This window comes from Stenotrophomonas sp. 3(2025) (assembly GCF_052665395.1).
Window position 1 is genome coordinate 48,153 of sequence record NZ_JBQOIF010000022.1, and the last position, 17,725, is coordinate 65,877.

Here is a 17,725-nt window from a genome sequence, read left to right on the forward strand (position 1 = left end):
CGGTTCCAGCCGCTGCAACTGCACCCGCCCCGCCGGGCATGGCCCGGCGCTACCCTCTTTGCGACCCATGCCTGCGATCCTGATCATCGACGACAACGCCAGCGTGGGTACCGCGCTGGACGTGCTGTTCTCCCTGCACGACATCGACACCCTGCTGGCGCAGAGCCCGGCCGAAGGGCTGGCGCTGCTGGAATCGCAGCCGGTGGACCTGGTGATCCAGGACATGAATTTCAGCGAGGACACCACCTCCGGTGAGGAAGGCGAGGCGCTGTTCGCACAGATCCGCGAACGCCACCCCGATCTGCCGGTGATCCTGCTGACCGCCTGGACCCACCTGAGCAGCGCGGTGGACCTGGTCAAGGCCGGTGCCGCCGACTACCTGGCCAAGCCCTGGGATGACCGCAAGCTGCTGACCACGGTCAACAACCTGCTGGAATTGTCCGAAGCGCGGCGCGAACTGGACCAGCGACGCCAGCGCGAACAACGCCAGCGGCATGCGCTGGAAGACAAGTACGCGTTGTGTGGTGCGGTGTTCGCCGACCCCGCCAGCGAGCGGGTGATCGCCCTGGCGTGCCAGGTCGCGCGCTCTGAGCTGCCGGTGCTGATCACCGGCCCCAATGGCGCGGGCAAGGAGAAGATCGCGCAGATCATCCAGGCCAACTCGCTGGTGGCCAAGGGCCCGTTCGTGGCGGTGAACTGCGGCGCCCTGCCCTCCGAACTGATCGAGGCCGAACTGTTCGGCGCCGAGGCCGGCGCCTATACCGGCGCCAACAAGGCGCGCGAAGGCAAGTTCGAGGCAGCTGACGGCGGCACGCTGTTCCTGGACGAGATCGGCAACCTGTCGCTGGGTGGGCAGATGAAGCTGCTGCGCGTGCTGGAGACAGGACGTTTCGAACGCCTGGGCTCCAACCGCGAACGCCAGGTCAAGGTGCGCGTGGTCAGCGCGACCAATGCCGACCTGCCGGCGATGATCCGCGAAGGTACGTTCCGCGAAGACCTGTACTACCGGCTCAACACGGTGGAACTGACGCTGCCGCCGCTGGCCGACCGCCCAGGCGACATCGTGCCGTTGGCCGAGCATTTCCTCAGCATCGGCAAGCCGCTGTCCAGCACGGCGGCCACCGCACTGCAGCGCCACCCGTGGCCGGGCAACGTGCGCGAGCTGCGCAACGTGATCCAGCGTGCCGAACTGCTGGCCACCGGCAACCGCATCGAAGTGGCCGATCTCAACCTGCCGCGTGCACCGGCTGCGTCGCGCCCGACGCCAAGCGCCGGCAATGATCCCGATCGCGCACGCATCGAAGAAGTGCTGGCGCGCAACCACGGCGTCATCGCACAGGCGGCCAACGAGCTTGGACTGAGCCGGCAGGCGCTGTACCGGCGCATGGACCGTCACGGCATCCCACGCGAATGAAGCGACGCTCCTTCACCTTCCGCCTGTTCCTGCGCCTGCTGCCGGTGCTGGCGCTGGCTGCCGCGCTGCCGTGGCTGCTGGCCTACTGGATGGACCATGGCTGGGTGGTGACCACGGTCTCCACGATCATCCTGCTGTCATTGATGTGGTGGACGCTGCGCCGCGCCACCGCACCGGTGCGCTCGTTGATGCGGGCGCTGTCCGGGACCACCAGCAGCTACCGCGACGGTGAGTACAACTTCGGCATCTACTGGCCCGGCAATGACGAACTGGGTGACCTGGTGCAGGCACACCGCGAGCTCGGGGAAGTGCTGCGCGCACAACGCCAGGGCCTGGTGCAGCGCGAACTGCTGCTGGACACCATGGTGCAGAACACCCCGGTGGCGATGCTGCTGATCGCCGCCGGTGGCGATGGCATTTCCCGCGTGGTGTTCTCCAACCTGGCCGCGCGCAAGCTGCTGCACAGCGGCTGGAAGCTGGAAGGCCAGCGCATGGAAGACGTGCTCGAGCAGCTGCCGGTGGAACTGCGCGATGCCATCGGCCGCGGCGGCGACAGCCTGTTTGCGGTGAAGTCGGAAAGCGAAGACGGTGTGGAAGGCGACGAGGACGACGAACAGGTCTATCACCTGTCGCGGCGCGCATTCCAGCTCAACGGCCGCCCGCATGACCTGCTGTTGGTACGCCAGCTCACCGCCGAACTGCGCCGGCAGGAAGTACAGACCTGGAAGAAGGTGATCCGGGTGATCAGCCACGAACTCAACAACTCGCTGGCGCCGATCGCCTCGCTTGCGCACTCCGGCGGCGAACTGGTCAAGCGCGAGCGCTTCGACCGGCTGCCGGAGATCTTCACCACCATCGAAGACCGGGCCCGCCACCTGGAAGGCTTCATCCGCGGCTATGCACGTTTCGCCAAGCTGCCGCAGCCGCAGCTGCAGACCGTGCACTGGGCGCCGTTCCTGTCCAGCCTGTGCCAGCAGATTCCGTTCACGATGGAGCGTGCACCCGACGAGGAGCTGAGCAGCCGGATCGACATCGCCCAGTTCGGCCAGGCCCTGCTCAACCTGCTGAAGAATGCACACGAGGCCTGCGCCGAAGCCGATCCGCCCAACGACGACGTACAGGTGCAGCTGACCCGGCTGCCGCAGTGGCTGCGGCTGGATGTGCTGGACCGCGGCAAGGGCATGAACGAGCAGGTGCTGCAGAATGCGCTGATGCCGTTCTATTCGACCAAGCGCAACGGCACCGGGCTGGGGCTGGCCCTCACCCGCGAGATCGTCGAGGCGCACGGTGGTCGCGTGTCACTGCAGAACCGCACCGACGGCGGGCTGTGTGTGTCGATCCTGTTGCCGGTGGGGTAGGTTTGTTCTTCCCTCCTCTGTTGATGGCTGAAGGTTGATCATTGTTCATGGGTGTCACTTTTCTTTGTACGCAAAGAAAAGTAACCAAAAGAAGCGTTCCGCCGGCCGCGAGCCGTCGTGCTGCGCATCGGTGCTCGGCTCGCTTCAAGACGGACTCGAGAAGCAGAGCAAAAGCATCCACGCATGGCGTGGATCTACTGGGTGCAGCTGTGGCCTTTGACTTGGGTCCGCCTTGAAGCGAGCCGAGCACCGCAGGGCCGGCGAGGGCGAAGAGGCGCGGGTGTCTGAGCGCAGCGAGTTCCCGCGCCGTCCCTCGGCGGACCGAGGAGCGCAGGGTACCGGCGTGTGCAGCACGACGGCTCGCGGACTGGCGGCGCGTTTCTTTTGGTTACTTTTCTTTTCGCGCGAAAAGAAAAGTGACACCCATGAACCGTTATCAACCTTCAGCAATCAACAGAAGAAGCAAAACTAAAGCACCCGTCGCATCGCCACCCGCAGGTGCATCGGGAATCCCAACGCGGCTTCCTCGGCCATCACCCCTCGCAGGCCCGCGCCCCACTCTGAATCCGGCAGCAGGGTGAATCCTTCGCTGGCATAGAAAGCCGCATTCCACGGTACATCGGACAACGTGGTCAGCACCGCCGCCGGATAGCCAAGCGCCCTGGCCTCGGCGAGTGCGTGCTGCAGCAACGCCCGTCCGTAGCCCCGGCGAGCATGATTGGGATCAACATCCATCTGCAGCACATGGAAATCGCCGTCGAGCGCATCGCCCAGCAGGTAGCCGGCGATGCCGCCATCGGCGCCTTCGATGATCCACAACTGGCCACGCCGCAGTCCGGCCTGCAACGTGGGAAGCTCCAGTCCATGGCCAGCGAACACCGGGTACGCCTCGTGCCCGCGCAGCAGTTCGCCCGCACGCTGTTCGATGCGCGGCAGCGCACTCAGTTCCTCGACGCGCGGTGGCCTCGGCTCAGCTTTTCTTGATGGGGCGCTGCCAGCCATCGATGGTTTCCTGGCGCGCACGGGCCACGGTCAGCTTGCCGTCCGGCGCAGTGCGGGTGATGACCGAACCGGCCGCAATCGTGGCCCCTTCACCGATCAGCACCGGCGCCACCAGCGAACTGTTGGAGCCGATGAAAGCGTTGTCGCCGATGGTGGTGGTCGACTTGTTCACGCCGTCGTAGTTGCAGGTGATGGTGCCCGCGCCAATGTTGACCTTGCTGCCGATCACCGCGTCGCCCAGGTAGGTCAGGTGGTTGGCCTTGCTGCCCACGCCCAGGGTGACCTTCTTGGTTTCCACGAAGTTGCCCACGTGCACGCCGTCGGCCAGCACGGTGCCCGGGCGCAGGCGCGCGAACGGGCCGATCTGGGCCGCGCCCTCGCTGATCACGCCTTCCACATCGCAGTGCGCACGCACTTCGGTGCCCGCGCCGAGAGTGACGTCCTTCAGCCGGGTGAACGGCCCGATGGTCACGCCATCGCCGAGGACCACCTTGCCTTCAAGGATCACGTCGACATCGATCATCACATCGCTGCCGACGATCACCTCGCCCCGGACATCCACCCGCGCTGGATCGCGCACGCGCGCGCCTTGGATGCACAGCGCGCGCACCGCGCGCCGCTGCCAGGCCCGTTCCAGCTGCGAGAGCTGCCACGGATCGTTCGCGCCTTCGGCGTCCTGCGCATCGGCCACCAGGGCCATCTCCGCCGGAGTGAACTCGCGGGCGGCAAAGGCGAATACATCGGTCAGGTAGTATTCGCCCTGCGCGTTGCTGTTGGACAGCTGCGACAGCCAGCGGCGCAGCGCCGTCGATTCGGCAGTGATGATGCCGGTGTTGATGATGCGCACCCGACGCTGTTCATCGTCGGCGTCCTTCTGCTCAACGATCGCCCCGACCTTGCCCTCGGCATCGCGCAGCACGCGACCGTAGCCGGTGGGATCCTCCACATCGGCCACCAGCACGGCCAGCCGGCCCGGCTGGGCCAGCAGGTCGCGCAGGGTCTGCGCACGGATCAACGGCACATCTCCATACAACACCAGCACCTGTGCGGCGTCGGGCACCTCCGGCATGGCCTGGGCAACGGCGTGACCGGTACCCAGCTGCTGCGCTTGTTCAGCCCACAACAGGTCCGGCTGGTCAGCGAAACAGCTGCGCACCTGGTCCCCACCGTGGCCGTACACCACGTGGATGGCGGCCGGCTGCAGTTCGCGCGCGGTGGCGATCACATGCGCCAGCATCGGCTGGCCGGCAATCGGCTGCAGGACCTTGGGCAGCACCGACTTCATGCGCTTGCCGGCGCCGGCGGCGAGGATGATCACGTGCAGGGGTTGGGTCATGGAGAGGGGCCGCACGGCGGCGGCAATCTGGGGGTTGGCTGATAGGATAGCCGAGCTCTTTCCCCACCCGACGTGAACCGTGCTCTTCCTGCAGGAACGATTTCCCGATCTGTTGCCCTGGATGGCTCCGCTGTTGCTGGGCGGTATCGCAATCCCACGGTCATGACGCTCATCCGCCAGGGCAGCTCATACATCGTCGTCGGCCTGGTGCAGCTGCTGCTGGACTGGCTGGTGTTCGTGGGCAGCACCGCACTCGGGCTGCCCGTCGCCCCTGCCAACGTCGTCGGCCGCCTGGCCGGCATGCTGCTCGGCTTCTGGCTCAACGGCCGCTACACCTTTTCGGCCGCCGGCCAACAGCGCCTGGGCTGGAAGCGCTTCGCGCGCTTCCTCCTGCTGTGGACGTTGCTCACCGCGGCCAGCACCCTGCTGGTGACCGCGGCCGACCACGCATTGGGGCTGCAGTACGCGTGGCTGGCCAAGCCGCTGGTGGAAGGTGGTCTGGCGCTGGTGTCGTTCCTGCTGCTGCGGCACGTGGTGTACCGCTGACCAGCATTCAGCGACGGCTACCGTCGCCGGCCAGGCGCACGCTCAATCCCTCGCGCCACAACTGCAGCGGGCTGTAACGCAACTGCACCTGATGGCGGCCTGCCGGCACGCACAGCGCATGGAACAGGCCATTGCCACGCAGCAGCGGCAGTACGGTGCCATCGGGCAAGCGGGCCTGCCAGCCACGGGCAGCCACCTCGTTGACCACGACCCACGCGGGGCGGTCGGCTTCCACCGTGAGCTCGATACGGCCAGGCTGGTAGTGCTGCACCTGGATGTTGGCCTCACCGGCATCATGCTCCGGGCATGCGGCGCCGGCCATGGCTGGCAGCCAGAGCTGCCGGCTGAAATCGGTCTGGTTGAATTCATCCGCAGGCGGCAGACGCGCATCGTGGCGTCGGACATTCCGAGGATTGAGCACGCGCGGCAGCACGCTGTCGCGTCGCGCGAGCTCGACCTGGTCACCCTGCGCGCTTGAACCCGGGAACGGATCCTGGGCCAGCAGCCAGCGCACGCCCAGCAGATCGTACACAGGCGCGGTTGTGTCCGTTGCCCAGGCCGTCGGCAGCTTCTGTTGGAACGTATCCACCGGTTCACCCGGCATGCCGGTCATCTGCAGGTAGTCGCTGGCCAACATCGGGTTGTAGCCGTTTGCCAGCGCGATCGCATGGACCGCAGCACCGTTGGTGAGCCCACCGATGCCGAAGACCACGGCGCGCTCAGGCAAACCGGGTTGCCGCTCTGCCGCGAGCAGCGCGTAGGCCCGCTGCGCCGGCCCGGCGCGGTCGGCGGTCAGCACCGATTTGGTGCCACTGCCTGCGTTGAAGCTGGTCCCCACGTTGAACAGCAGCAGGTCGAACAGCACCAGCACAAACAGCCAGCGCTCGGGTGCCCGGTGACGACGCAGCAGCAGCACCGCGGCGATTCCCACGGCCGCGCTGATGCCGAGCCAGACAAAGGCCACGGGGTGGCCGCGTTCCATCGCCATCCATGCACTGGAGACGGCAAGCAGCATGACGGCGGCCACCGATGTCCACGGCGGCCGCAACGGGCCTCGCTGCAATGCAACCTGCAAGGCGTTGGCAGCCAGCCAAGCCGCAGCGGGAACCGTGAGGAACAAGGCATCGGCAGGTCGTCGGAACAGATCCAGCCCAGGCAGCCAGGTGAACAGCCACGGAAACAGTGGCGTCGCCCCACCCAGTGCAGCCAGGATCATCAGGATCACCACTGCCAGCGCGATGCGGGTCGCCGCGGGTCTGCGCCGCAGCACCTCACCGCCCCATCCCAGCCAGAGCGCCAGGGGCACCGCGCCGAGATACAGGTAATCGGCACTGATGTCGCCAAAGGCCCAGCTGTCACCGCGCCCCTGCGAGAACACGTTGCCCGACAGCAGCGTAGCCAGGGTCTGCCAGTGCATCGCCCCCGGCAACGCAGCCTCCAACGAGAAACCATCGCGATTTGTCTCGCCCAGCCAGGCCAGCGTGGACAACCACTGTGGCGCGCTGATCAGCCCGGCAAGCACGCCGACAAGACCAAATCGCAGCAGCAACCGCACGCGCTGGCCCTTCGCCAGCACAACCGCGCCCAGCGCATGGATCGCACAGGCGAGGATGATGAAGTAGGTAACCTGGGTCAGCTGCAGCGCGCACAGGCCTCCGGCAATGCCGGCCAGCAGTGCGTCACGCAGCCGCCCCTGGCGGCGGACCTGCTCCATGCCCAGCCACAGCCACGGCAGCAGGCTGTAACTGACGATCATCGGCGTGTGCTGGAGGCGCGAGGCGACCACCCCGCCGAACATCAGTACCAGCGCGAACAGCAGCTGCGCCGGTGGCGTCATTCCCTGCACGCGGCCCAGCCGCAGCGCACCGAAGCCACCTGCCAGCACGTGCAGCAGCACGACCACGTTGAACAGGTGCAGCGACGTCGGAGCCAACAGCATCGGCAGCAGCATGCTCGGCTGCAACGTCATCATCTGCGGGTCGGCCAGCTGCGGGTAACCCCCGTACAGATACGGATTCCACCACGGCGCCTGTAGATGGCGCAGTTGTTCAGCGCTGAAGCTCACTGCCGGGAAGAACTGCTGCACCGCGTCGAATGGAATGGTCTTGATGCCCAGCAGCCATGGCAGGCACAGCACCACCCAGGCAGCAAGGAACATACCTTCCGGTGTGCGCCAGGAACGTTGCCAGCTGCCCGTGCCCTGCGTCGCTGTCGATGACTGCTGCATTCCCTGCCCTCGTAGAGAACAAACAAAAACGCCGGCTTGGCAGCCGGCGTTCCTGCACTCACCTGCACCTTGCCGGCGCAGGCATCACCTCGGCACCGTTCAGTGCTTGAGGGTCTTGCGCAGGCGCTCCAGCGCCTGCAGCTGGACAACGGCCTCTGCCAGCTTCTGCTGGGCCTCGGCCACTTCCATCGCTTCGCCGCGGTTGGCCAGGATGCGTTCGGCTTCTTCCTTGGCCTTGCGGACCGAGGCTTCGTCGATGTCCTGTGCGCGGATCGCGGTGTCGGCCAGCACGGTCACCACCTGCGGCTGCACTTCCAGGATGCCGCCGGAAATGGCGAAATCCAGCTGCTCGCCGCTCGGCGTGGTCACTACCACCTTGCCCGGCTTCAAGCGGGTGATCAGCGGTGCGTGCTTGGGCGCGATGCCCAGTTCGCCCAGCTCACCGGTGGCCACGACCAGGGTCGCTTCGCCACGGAAGATTTCCTGCTCGGCGCTGACGATGTCGCAACGGATGGTGCTCATGTAACTCTCTTCGCTAGGGGGCGGGTCGAACCCACCGCAGGGATTCCGCAGCGGTGGGCGCAGGCCCACCCCGTGTCACGGTCGGGACGGGCGTGTGCCCGTCCCCGCCGCATCAGGCCTTCTCGGCCATCTTCTTGGCCTTCTCGACCGCTTCTTCGATGCTGCCGACCATGTAGAACGCCTGCTCCGGCAGGTGGTCGTACTCGCCATCGACGATGGCCTTGAAGCCACGGATGGTGTCCTTCAGCGACACGTACTTGCCCGGCGAGCCGGTGAACACTTCGGCCACGTGGAACGGCTGGCTGAAGAAGCGCTCGATCTTGCGGGCGCGCGACACGGCCTGCTTGTCTTCTTCGGACAGTTCGTCCATGCCCAGGATGGCGATGATGTCCTTCAGTTCCTTGTACTTCTGCAGGGTCTGCTGGACGCGCTGGGCGGTGTCGTAGTGCTCGTGGCCGATGACCAGCGGGTCCATCTGGCGGCTGGTGGAGTCCAGCGGATCGACTGCCGGGTAGATACCCAGCGAAGCGATCGAACGCGACAGGGTCACGGTCGAGTCAAGGTGGGCGAAGGTGGTCGCCGGCGACGGATCGGTCAAGTCATCGGCCGGCACGTAGACGGCCTGGATCGAGGTGATCGAACCATTCTTGGTCGAGGTGATGCGCTCCTGCAGGACGCCCATTTCCTCGGCCAGGGTCGGCTGGTAACCCACTGCCGACGGCATACGACCCAGCAGTGCCGACACTTCGGTACCGGCCAGGGTGTAGCGGTAGATGTTGTCGACGAACAGCAGCACGTCCTTGCCCTTGCCGTTCTCGTCCTTCTCGTCGCGGAAGTACTCGGCCATGGTCAGGCCGGTCAGGGCGACGCGCAGGCGGTTGCCCGGCGGCTCGTTCATCTGGCCGTACACCATCGCGACCTTGTCCAGGACGTTGGAGTCCTTCATCTCGTGGTAGAAGTCGTTGCCCTCACGGGTACGCTCACCCACGCCGGCGAACACGGACAGACCGCTGTGCGCCTTGGCGATGTTGTTGATCAGTTCCATCATGTTGACGGTCTTGCCGACGCCGGCGCCGCCGAACAGGCCGACCTTGCCGCCCTTGGCGAACGGGCACATCAGGTCGATGACCTTGATGCCGGTTTCCAGCAGCTCGGTGGCCGGGGACTGGTCTTCATACGACGGAGCAGCGCGGTGGATTTCCCAGTTGTCGCTGGAGGCGACCGGACCGGCTTCGTCGATCGGGCGGCCGAGCACGTCCATGATGCGGCCCAGGGTGCCAGCGCCGACCGGCACGGAGATGCCGCGGCCGGTGTTGGTGGCCACCAGGTTGCGCTTCAGGCCATCGGTGGAGCCCAGCGCGATGCAGCGGACCACGCCGTCACCGAGCTGCTGCTGCACTTCCAGGGTGATTTCGGTGTTGTCCACCTTCAGCGCGTGGTACACCTTCGGCACCGACTCGCGGGGGAATTCGACGTCGACGACGGCGCCGATGATCTGAACGATCTTGCCCTGACTCATTGCTGCATCCTCTAAATGTGTGCTTTTAACGAACGCGGTCAGACTGCTGCCGCGCCGCCGACGATTTCGGAGATTTCCTGGGTGATCGCTGCCTGGCGGGCCTTGTTGTAGACCAGCTGCAGGGTTCCGATCAGCTTGTTGGCGTTGTCACTGGCCGACTTCATCGCCACCATGCGCGCGGCATGCTCGGAAGCGACGTTTTCCAGCAGCGCCTGGTACACCAGCGACTCGATGTAACGCGTCATCACGTGCTCGAGCACGGTCGCGGCATCGGGTTCGTACAGGTAGTCCCAGTCGTGGTGCGCAACCTGCTTCTCAGCGGCCGGCAGCGGCAGCAGCTGATCGAAGCTGGCCTTCTGCGTCATCGTGTTGACGAAGCGGTTATAGACCAGGTACACGCGGTCGACCTTGCCTTCGGTGAAGGCGTCGAGCATGACCTTGATCACACCGATCAGCGATTCCAGCTTCGGCGTGTCGCCGATGTGGGTCACCGTGCCGACCATGTTTACCTTGACCCGGCGGAAGAAGGTCGATGCCTTCTGGCCGATGGTCACCAGGTCCACTTCGGCGCCCTTGTCCTGCCAGGCCTTGGCTTCGCCAAGCATCCTGCGGAACAGGTTGTTGTTGAGGCCGCCGGCCAGACCGCGATCGGAGGAGATCACGATGAAACCGACCCGCTTGACCTGCTCACGCTCGACCAGGAACGGATGCTGGTAGTCGGTGCTGGCCTGCGCCAGGTGGCCGATCACCTGCTTCATCGCCTGCGCGTACGGACGCGAGGTCTTCATCCGATCCTGCGCCTTGCGGATCTTGGAGGCCGAGACCATTTCCAGGGCGCGCGTCACCTTGCGGGTGTTCTGCACGCTCTTGATCTTGGTTTTGATTTCGCGTCCGCTTGCCATCTTTTATTCCCGTGGCGCGGGGCCGGGGCCCCGCGTTGTTCAACCGTTTGATCGTCTGGTCCAGCGGAGCATCGCTCCGCTCTACAGGACCTCGATTACCAGCTGCCGGTGGTCTTGAACTCGACGATGCCCTTCTTGAAGGCAGCTTCGATGTCGTTGTCCCAACCGCCGGTGGCGTTGACCTTGCCGATCAGTTCGCCCTGGGTGTTGGCGAAATGCGCGTGCAGGCCTTCTTCGAACGCCAGCAGCTTGCTGACCGGCACGTCGTCGAGGTAACCCTCGTTGACGGCGTAGATCGACAGCGCCTGGTTGGCGATCGACATCGGCGCGTACTGCTTCTGCTTCATCAGCTCGGTGACGCGCTGGCCGCGCTCAAGCTGCTTGCGGGTGGCTTCGTCCAGGTCCGAGGCGAACTGCGCGAACGCAGCCAGCTCGCGGTACTGGGCCAGCGAGATACGGATGCCGCCGGACAGCTTCTTGATGATCTTGGTCTGCGCCGAACCACCGACGCGCGACACCGAGATACCGGCGTTCACGGCCGGGCGGATGCCGGCGTTGAACAGATCGGTTTCCAGGAAGATCTGGCCGTCGGTGATCGAGATCACGTTGGTCGGAACGAACGCGGAAACGTCGCCGGCCTGGGTCTCGATGATCGGCAGCGCGGTCAGCGAACCGGTCTTGCCGGTCACCGCACCGTTGGTGAACTTCTCGACGTACTCTTCGGACACGCGGGCAGCGCGCTCGAGCAGACGGGAGTGCAGGTAGAACACGTCACCCGGGTAGGCTTCACGGCCCGGCGGGCGCTTCAGCAGCAGCGAGATCTGGCGGTAGGCCACGGCCTGCTTGGACAGATCGTCGTACACGATCAGCGCGTCTTCGCCGCGGTCCATGAAGTACTCGCCCATGGTGCAGCCCGAGTAGGCGCTGATGTACTGCATCGCGGCCGATTCGGACGCGGTGGCAGCCACCACGATGGTGTGCGCCAGGGCGCCGTTCTCTTCCAGCTTGCGCACGATGTTGGCAACGGTCGAGGCCTTCTGGCCGATCGCTACGTACACGCACTTGATGCCGGTACCCTTCTGGTTGATCACCGCATCGATGGCCAGTGCGGTCTTGCCGGTCTGGCGGTCACCGATGACCAGCTCGCGCTGGCCACGGCCGATCGGGATCATCGAGTCGACCGACTTGTAACCGGTCTGCACCGGCTGGTCGACCGACTTGCGCCAGATCACGCCCGGAGCAACGCGCTCCACCGGAGCGGTCAGCTGGGTGGCCAGCGGGCCCTTGCCGTCGATCGGCTCGCCGAGCGCGTTGACGACGCGGCCCAGCAGTTCCGGACCGACCGGCACTTCCAGGATGCGGCCGGTGGTCTTGGCGACGTCACCTTCGCGCACGTTCTCGTAGCCACCCAGGACCACGGCGCCGACCGAGTCGCGCTCCAGGTTCAGGGCCAGGGCAAAGGTGTTGTTCGGCAGTTCGATCATTTCGCCCTGCATCACGTCGGCCAGACCGAAGATGCGCACGATGCCGTCGGACACGCTGGTCACGGTGCCTTCGTTGCGCGATTCCGCGGCCAGCTTGACCTTCTCGATGCGGTTCTTGATCAGTTCGCTGATTTCGGAGGGGTTGAGCGTGGTTGCCATCGTCAAGTCCTAGTGCCGGCAGCGGGGCCGGACGTTAAATGAATTCAGTTAGCGAGCGCGGTCTGCAGACGGGCCAGCTTGCCCTTCAGCGAACCATCGATGACCACGTCGCCGGCGTCGATCACAGCGCCGCCGATCAGCGAGGCGTCGACCGCGGTGGTCACTTCGACCTCGCGGTTGAAGCGCTTGCGCAGCGCGGCCTTGATCGCGTCCAGCTCGGCAACCGACAGCTCGGCCGCGGAGGTCACCGTGGCCTTGACCACGTGCTCGGCCTCGGCGCGCAGGGCGTCGAACATGCCGGCGATCTCCGGCAGCAGCGGCAGGCGATGCGACTCGGCAAGCACAGCCAGGAAGCGCGAGTAGGTCTCGCCGCGGGACTCCGGCGCCAGCAGGGCGATGGCGTCATCGCGACCCAGCTCCGGGTTGGCGAGCAGGGCCGCCACGCGCGGGTCGGCGGCGACGTGGGCGGAGAACGCCAAAGCGTCCGACCACGGCGCGAACGCGCCTTCGTCACGCGCGGTCGCGAAGGCGGCGCGGGCGTACGGGCGGGCAAGCGTGAGGGCCTGGCTCATCCTTAAATCTCCGAGGCCAGCTCGTCGAGCAGCGCCTTGTGGGCGTTGGCGTCGATTTCGCGCTTGAGCAGCTTTTCGGCACCGGTCACGGCCAGCGCGGACACCTGCTTGCGCAGATCTTCACGGGCACGGTTGGCGGCGGCGTCGATTTCGGCCTGGGCCAGGTCCTTCTGACGGGTGGCTTCGGCAACAGCTTCGTTGCGGGCCGCGTCGACGATCTGGTTGGCACGCGCGTGGGCCTGGTCGATGATCTCGTTGGCCTTGGTGCGGGCTTCCTTCAGCGCTTCATTGACCTTGTCCTGCGCCTGGGCCAGATCTTTCTGGCTGCGGTCGGCAGCAGCGAGGCCTTCAGCGATCTTCTGCTGGCGCTCTTCGATCGCGTTCATCAGCGGCGGCCAGATCTTGGTCGCGATGAGCCAGATCAGGGCGGCAAAGGCCAGGGCCTGGGCGATGAGGGTAAAACCGATATCCATGGGGTTCGCTCAGTCGGTTGTGACGGGATGGATGCGCCGCCACACGGGCGGCGCCTCCGAACCTTCATCCGCGACCAGGCGCCTGCGGCGCCCGGTCGTTTCACTTTCGCTGGATCAGCCAGCGATTGCCGGCAGGCGCGAGACGAACTCGCCGACCAGCGGGTTGGCGAAGGCGAACAGCAGGCCCACGGCGACCGAGATGATGAAGGCGGCGTCGATCAGGCCGGCGGTGATGAACATGCGGACCTGCAGGACCGGGATCAGTTCCGGCTGGCGCGCGGCCGACTCCAGGAACTTACCGGCCATGATGGCCAGACCCAGACCGGCGCCCAGCGCGGCCAGGCCGATCATGATGCCGACGGCGAGGACGGTGGAGCTCTGAACTTGGGCGAGATTGGTCAGGACGGCGAAGTACATGGTTTTCTCCAGGAACTTGATTGCTAAGGGTTTAGAAACAAACGGATGAAGGGTGAAGCGAAACTCAGTGAGCGTCTTCCGACAGGCTCAGGTACACGATGGACAGCATCATGAAGATGAAGGCCTGCAGCGGGATCACCAGCAGGTGGAACAGCATCCAGCCGAAGCCGGCGAACGCGCCTGCAAACATGCCGGCGATACCTGCACCGCCCAGCACCCAGATCAGCAGGAACACGATTTCACCGCCGAACATGTTGCCGAACAGTCGCATCGCCAGCGAAATCGGCTTGCTCAGCCACTCGACGATGTTCAGGATCAGGTTGAACGGCATCATCCACTTGCCGAACGGTGCGGTCAGGAATTCCTTGGTGAAACCACCAATACCCTTGGCGCGCAACGCGAAGAACAGCATCAGGAAGAACACGCTGATCGACATGCCCAGGGTGGCATTGACGTCTGCGGTGGGGACCGGCTTCCAGTACGGCACGCCCATCAGCTCGAGCGGCTTGGCGATGAAGTCGGCCGGGATCATCTTGATGAGGTTCATCAGGAGGATCCAGAAGAAGATCGTGATCGCGATCGGGGTCACCAGCTTGCTGGTGCCGTGATAGGTGTCCTTGGCCTGGCGGTCAACGAACTCCAGGCAGATCTCGACGAACGCCTGCCACTTGCCCGGCACGCCGGAGGTGGCCTTGCGGGTCGCCATCCAGAAGGCGACGACCATTACCAGGCCCATCAGCAGCGAGGTTACCAGCGTGTCCACGTGGATCGCCCACGGAGTGCCATGACCTGCCGTCAGATTGTGCAGGTGATGCTGGATGTAGGAGGTGGGTGTAAGCGCCTCGCCTGCCATGTGTCCGGAACCTTAAGTTAAATGAATTCGATTAGCGCCTGGCCATGGCCAGGACCTGGAACATCAGCCCGACGGCGATACCGGCCAACAGCGCCAGTGCAGGCAGCTTGAAGACCAGGAATCCCACCATCAGGACACCAAAAACGAGCGCCCACTTGGCCACGATCGCAACGATCAGGCGTGCCATGGCCGAACCGGCCCCCAGCGCACCACCACCCAGCGCCATCCGTGCCGCCACCCAACCACCGGCCGAAACCGCCACACCGGATGCCAGGGCACCAAGGGCATACTTCGGCCCCACCAGCAGGAAGGCCAGAGCCAGGACAGCCACCGCGGCCAGCGGGTAGACCGCGGCGCGCAGCATCAGTCGCCGACCCGTTTCTACGGAGTTCAGCACAGGACGTCCCGCGTGGTTACAAGTGGATGGCTGAGGCGACTACAGCAGGGGGGCCTCATCGAGCCGCCAAATTATAGCAATGGGACAATTTGCGAGACAACCGCTGCCTGTTCATATCGGAACAGCGCAAGTTGCGGTAAGGGCTGCGGTTTTGCAGCCCACCACGGGGACAATGCCATCTGCGCGATGTTGCAGCGCAACGTATTGAACTTTGGTCGCAGGCGACGGAACTTTCCGCCGACGGCCGTGGTCCCATCTTCCGACCTGCCTGCAGCTACCTCGTCGACGCTTCGCCTGCAGGTCCCCACGATGGCCCCGAAGCGCCGCTCCGGGGCCATCTTTTCGCAGGGCGCTGACAGCGCTGAACCGTCCACACCGCGTGGACCATACCTTCACGAATGGTGGACAGCGACGTCCGGCAAAGTGGCCTTCATTCCGATGAACCACTGCAAGGACTCTTTCGATGCGCTCCGTCCCCACCCTGCTCGCCCTCTCGCTTCTCGCCGCCGGCGCGTCGTTCGCCTCCTCCGCCCATGCCGCCGAAGGCGATGACCGCTTCGCCCTGCGCCTGGGCGCGATGAACATCGACTCGGACAACACCCTGCGCGGCAACACCAATGTCGCCGGCCAGGACATTGGCTTCTCCGAGGACTTCAAGCTGGGTGGCAAGGAATGGGAGCCGCGCATCGACGGCATGTTCCGCATCAGCAACCGTCAGCGCCTGCTGTTCAACTACTTCAAGTACGACAAGGACCGCCGCGAGACGCTTGGCCAGGACATTTCCTTCGGCAACGTCAACGTGCCGGCCGACAGCTTCGTCAAGGCCGAGCTGAAGTACCAGGTGGCCAGCCTCGTGTATGACTACTCGGTGGTGGACACCGAGAAGTTCGACCTCGGGCTGCAGCTGGGTGCCGAATACGCCAAGGTCAGCACCAAGGGCTACGCCGACCTGGGCACGGTGTATGAAGGCCAGTTCCTGGACGAGAAGACCGACGGTGTGGCGCCGGTGGTCGGTGCACGCCTGAGCTTCACCCCGTCCGAAAAGTGGATGATCACCCTGCAGGGCCAGTACCTCAACACGCGCTGGGGCAGCTTCGACGACTACAAGGGTGACCTCAGCCGCGCCAACGCGATCGTCGATTACCGCTTCACCCAGAACTTCGGCGTGTTCGCCGGCTACGACTGGTTCAAGCTGGATGCGGACAAGAAGGGCAGCGACGGCACCATCGGCCTGAAGCAGGAATTCAAGGGCCCGGTGGCGGGTATCAGCGTCAGCTTCTAAGCGTTACCGCTCTCTCTCTCTCTCTCTCTCTCTCCAGCGCGGCGCCCCGGCAACGGGCGCCGCGTTCTTGTTTGTCGCAGGCTCAATCAGACCTGATTGTCGTCTGAAAGGATCCAGGCCAACGTTTCCAGAAAGAGATCCAGGCTGAAGATCCCGCTCGGTATCGTGGAAAACGCCACGGCACCTGATGCATCCTTGATCGTGATGCGCTCGCTCCACTGGTTGATATCGACCTGGGCCACCGTTGCAGCTGGAATGCGGCGCCCACCCACTTCGATATGGCTGCGGGTCAGCAGGAGGGGCTGGGTCGTGACATCCAGGTATTTCCCAAGGATGCGCTTTTTCCAGACCTGTCCGCTGGAGACGTAGTTGAAGGTAACCACCGAGTTCGAGCTCAATGCCGTGATCATCACCGGAAGGCGTTCCCGCACGTGCAGCTGGCAGACCAACTGCATGAATTCGAGATGCCGCCCAAGATGTTGGTTTGCCCAGTGGAAGGCGGTCGTTGGTGCGAGGCGGTAGGCAACATCGGTAAGAAACCCCGCCGCTCCCAGCTTGCCTGTACCAAACAGGTAGAGGTCCTGCATCTCAGCGAACGCGATGTAGGTGCGCTTCCTGCCGACAACCTCGGTGATCCCGCGCTCATAGACTTCATACCGGGCCTTGCGCAGCGTTCCCTGCCATACCGTCAGCCCCAGAACAGCCAGTCCACACACCAGCACAAGTGCTACGCCCAAGTGGATGGTCCTGTAGCCATCGACCGGTACGTGATTCTTCAGTACGAGCAGGAATGCAGCTGCCAGAAAAAATATCCCTGCCAATGCGTACATGAGTACAAGCGGCCACTTGCTGTATGTGAAGGTTTCGATAAGCTCCCCAGTCTGAGGAGATTGCGGATGCGTCATGGTCAGGGTCGCGACTGTTGGCCGATGATTGGACTGGAGAAGATAGTTCCTGATTCTTGGCCACATCAAACAGCGGCTGTCCACCGCGACGAGGTTTGCCACCCCCTCCGAAGCCGGCACAAGCTGATGCGGGGACGCACTTGAGGCCGTAAACGACAACCATCGCCGTAGTTGGCAGCGCGATGCCCCTATCTGCGCATTGAGAGCCACGGACGGGATTCCCAAAGGACCTCACTAACGCGCGCCGGGCGCAAGGGCCGCCACGGGCCACATACGACAGAATCGACGTGGTCAGACAGCAATGGCCGGCAAGAAAAAACCCGGCTTTCGCCGGGCTTTCCGTTTCACATGGCAAGT

General features: G+C 64.7%; 17 protein-coding genes. 4 read left to right on the forward strand and 13 right to left on the reverse strand.

The annotated features are described in order from the left end of the window. Nucleotides 1-67: 67 nt before the first annotated feature. Both ACUXVE_RS15885 and ACUXVE_RS15890 read left to right on the forward strand, forming a co-directional pair. On the forward strand, nt 68-1,414 hold the full coding sequence (locus tag ACUXVE_RS15885) for a sigma-54-dependent transcriptional regulator (RefSeq protein WP_222388333.1): 1,347 nt from the start codon (nt 68-70) through the stop codon (nt 1,412-1,414). Continuing rightward, nucleotides 1,411-2,772 carry a sensor histidine kinase gene (locus tag ACUXVE_RS15890; protein ID WP_180831952.1) on the forward strand — a complete coding sequence of 454 codons (1,362 nt, stop codon included), beginning with the start codon at nt 1,411-1,413 and terminating at the stop codon, nt 2,770-2,772. The genes ACUXVE_RS15885 and ACUXVE_RS15890 overlap by 4 nt, the downstream gene beginning before the upstream one ends. 468 nt (nt 2,773-3,240) lie before the next feature. Here the strand turns inward: ACUXVE_RS15890 and ACUXVE_RS15895 are convergent, their stop codons facing one another. Continuing rightward, nucleotides 3,241-3,774 (reverse strand): GNAT family N-acetyltransferase, encoded by a 534-nt coding sequence (locus ACUXVE_RS15895; protein WP_445514774.1) that lies wholly within the window; start codon nt 3,772-3,774, stop codon nt 3,241-3,243. Further along, nucleotides 3,743-5,110 (reverse strand): bifunctional UDP-N-acetylglucosamine diphosphorylase/glucosamine-1-phosphate N-acetyltransferase GlmU, encoded by a 1,368-nt coding sequence (glmU, locus tag ACUXVE_RS15900; RefSeq protein ID WP_222388331.1) that lies wholly within the window; start codon nt 5,108-5,110, stop codon nt 3,743-3,745. Before glmU ends, ACUXVE_RS15895 begins: the two co-directional genes overlap by 32 nt. A 162-nt stretch (nt 5,111-5,272) precedes the next feature. On the opposite strand from glmU, the gene ACUXVE_RS15905 reads away from it, so the two are divergent. Continuing rightward, nucleotides 5,273-5,656: a GtrA family protein gene (locus ACUXVE_RS15905; protein ID WP_093818066.1), complete on the forward strand. Its 384-nt coding sequence runs from the start codon at nt 5,273-5,275 to the stop codon at nt 5,654-5,656. A 7-nt stretch (nt 5,657-5,663) separates the two neighbouring features. On the opposite strand, the gene ACUXVE_RS15910 is transcribed toward ACUXVE_RS15905, so the two are convergent. From ACUXVE_RS15910 to ACUXVE_RS15955, 10 genes are all read right to left on the reverse strand, one after another. Then, complete coding sequence (locus tag ACUXVE_RS15910) at nt 5,664-7,814, reverse strand: hypothetical protein (protein ID WP_445514775.1); 2,151 nt, start codon at nt 7,812-7,814, stop codon at nt 5,664-5,666. Nucleotides 7,815-7,982: 168 nt separating this feature from the next. Further along, nucleotides 7,983-8,405 (reverse strand): F0F1 ATP synthase subunit epsilon, encoded by a 423-nt coding sequence (locus ACUXVE_RS15915; RefSeq protein ID WP_025877355.1) that lies wholly within the window; start codon nt 8,403-8,405, stop codon nt 7,983-7,985. Between the two features lie 112 nt (nt 8,406-8,517). After that, complete coding sequence (gene atpD / locus ACUXVE_RS15920; RefSeq protein ID WP_093818068.1) at nt 8,518-9,924, reverse strand: F0F1 ATP synthase subunit beta; 1,407 nt, start codon at nt 9,922-9,924, stop codon at nt 8,518-8,520. A 38-nt stretch (nt 9,925-9,962) separates the two neighbouring features. Further along, on the reverse strand, nt 9,963-10,826 hold the full coding sequence (gene atpG, locus ACUXVE_RS15925) for a F0F1 ATP synthase subunit gamma (RefSeq protein ID WP_025877359.1): 864 nt from the start codon (nt 10,824-10,826) through the stop codon (nt 9,963-9,965). Between the two features lie 95 nt (nt 10,827-10,921). Beyond that, nucleotides 10,922-12,469 carry a F0F1 ATP synthase subunit alpha gene (gene atpA, locus ACUXVE_RS15930; RefSeq protein ID WP_033832276.1) on the reverse strand — a complete coding sequence of 516 codons (1,548 nt, stop codon included), beginning with the start codon at nt 12,467-12,469 and terminating at the stop codon, nt 10,922-10,924. A gap of 44 nt (nt 12,470-12,513) precedes the next feature. After that, nucleotides 12,514-13,041 (reverse strand): F0F1 ATP synthase subunit delta, encoded by a 528-nt coding sequence (locus tag ACUXVE_RS15935; protein ID WP_049464303.1) that lies wholly within the window; start codon nt 13,039-13,041, stop codon nt 12,514-12,516. A 2-nt stretch (nt 13,042-13,043) separates the two neighbouring features. Continuing rightward, complete coding sequence (locus ACUXVE_RS15940) at nt 13,044-13,514, reverse strand: F0F1 ATP synthase subunit B (RefSeq protein WP_025877365.1); 471 nt, start codon at nt 13,512-13,514, stop codon at nt 13,044-13,046. A 114-nt stretch (nt 13,515-13,628) separates the two neighbouring features. Continuing rightward, nucleotides 13,629-13,931: a F0F1 ATP synthase subunit C gene (gene atpE, locus ACUXVE_RS15945; protein WP_025877367.1), complete on the reverse strand. Its 303-nt coding sequence runs from the start codon at nt 13,929-13,931 to the stop codon at nt 13,629-13,631. Nucleotides 13,932-13,995: 64 nt separating this feature from the next. Then, nucleotides 13,996-14,784, reverse strand: coding sequence for a F0F1 ATP synthase subunit A (atpB, locus tag ACUXVE_RS15950; protein ID WP_025877369.1), 789 nt, complete (start codon nt 14,782-14,784; stop codon nt 13,996-13,998). A 31-nt stretch (nt 14,785-14,815) separates the two neighbouring features. Then, a complete protein-coding gene (locus tag ACUXVE_RS15955; RefSeq protein WP_032952006.1) occupies nt 14,816-15,148 on the reverse strand; it encodes a hypothetical protein in 333 nt (110 codons plus the stop codon). A 496-nt stretch (nt 15,149-15,644) separates the two neighbouring features. Here ACUXVE_RS15955 and ACUXVE_RS15960 point away from each other — a divergent pair, with 496 nt between their 5' ends. Beyond that, nucleotides 15,645-16,463 carry a hypothetical protein gene (locus ACUXVE_RS15960; protein ID WP_445514776.1) on the forward strand — a complete coding sequence of 273 codons (819 nt, stop codon included), beginning with the start codon at nt 15,645-15,647 and terminating at the stop codon, nt 16,461-16,463. Nucleotides 16,464-16,549: 86 nt separating this feature from the next. On the opposite strand, the gene ACUXVE_RS15965 is transcribed toward ACUXVE_RS15960, so the two are convergent. Next, on the reverse strand, nt 16,550-17,368 hold the full coding sequence (locus ACUXVE_RS15965; protein WP_445514777.1) for a hypothetical protein: 819 nt from the start codon (nt 17,366-17,368) through the stop codon (nt 16,550-16,552). Nucleotides 17,369-17,725: the final 357 nt, after the last annotated feature.

Excerpts from the sequence above, each read along its gene's own strand:
- atpB (WP_025877369.1), bottom strand. The coding sequence starts at position 14,784 with ATGGCAGGCGAGGCGCTTACACCCACCTCCTACATCCAGCATCACCTG.
- ACUXVE_RS15905 (WP_093818066.1), top strand. The coding sequence starts at position 5,273 with ATGACGCTCATCCGCCAGGGCAGCTCATACATCGTCGTCGGCCTGGTG.
- ACUXVE_RS15940 (WP_025877365.1), bottom strand. The coding sequence starts at position 13,514 with ATGGATATCGGTTTTACCCTCATCGCCCAGGCCCTGGCCTTTGCCGCC.
- atpG (WP_025877359.1), bottom strand. The coding sequence starts at position 10,826 with ATGGCAAGCGGACGCGAAATCAAAACCAAGATCAAGAGCGTGCAGAAC.
- atpD (WP_093818068.1), bottom strand. The coding sequence starts at position 9,924 with ATGAGTCAGGGCAAGATCGTTCAGATCATCGGCGCCGTCGTCGACGTC.
- ACUXVE_RS15890 (WP_180831952.1), top strand. The coding sequence starts at position 1,411 with ATGAAGCGACGCTCCTTCACCTTCCGCCTGTTCCTGCGCCTGCTGCCG.
- glmU (WP_222388331.1), bottom strand. The coding sequence starts at position 5,110 with ATGACCCAACCCCTGCACGTGATCATCCTCGCCGCCGGCGCCGGCAAG.
- ACUXVE_RS15960 (WP_445514776.1), top strand. The coding sequence starts at position 15,645 with ATGCGCTCCGTCCCCACCCTGCTCGCCCTCTCGCTTCTCGCCGCCGGC.
- ACUXVE_RS15910 (WP_445514775.1), bottom strand. The coding sequence starts at position 7,814 with ATGTTCCTTGCTGCCTGGGTGGTGCTGTGCCTGCCATGGCTGCTGGGC.
- atpE (WP_025877367.1), bottom strand. The coding sequence starts at position 13,931 with ATGTACTTCGCCGTCCTGACCAATCTCGCCCAAGTTCAGAGCTCCACC.
- ACUXVE_RS15955 (WP_032952006.1), bottom strand. The coding sequence starts at position 15,148 with ATGCTGCGCGCCGCGGTCTACCCGCTGGCCGCGGTGGCTGTCCTGGCT.
- ACUXVE_RS15885 (WP_222388333.1), top strand. The coding sequence starts at position 68 with ATGCCTGCGATCCTGATCATCGACGACAACGCCAGCGTGGGTACCGCG.
- ACUXVE_RS15895 (WP_445514774.1), bottom strand. The coding sequence starts at position 3,774 with ATGGCTGGCAGCGCCCCATCAAGAAAAGCTGAGCCGAGGCCACCGCGC.
- ACUXVE_RS15915 (WP_025877355.1), bottom strand. The coding sequence starts at position 8,405 with ATGAGCACCATCCGTTGCGACATCGTCAGCGCCGAGCAGGAAATCTTC.
- ACUXVE_RS15965 (WP_445514777.1), bottom strand. The coding sequence starts at position 17,368 with ATGACGCATCCGCAATCTCCTCAGACTGGGGAGCTTATCGAAACCTTC.
- ACUXVE_RS15935 (WP_049464303.1), bottom strand. The coding sequence starts at position 13,041 with ATGAGCCAGGCCCTCACGCTTGCCCGCCCGTACGCCCGCGCCGCCTTC.
- atpA (WP_033832276.1), bottom strand. The coding sequence starts at position 12,469 with ATGGCAACCACGCTCAACCCCTCCGAAATCAGCGAACTGATCAAGAAC.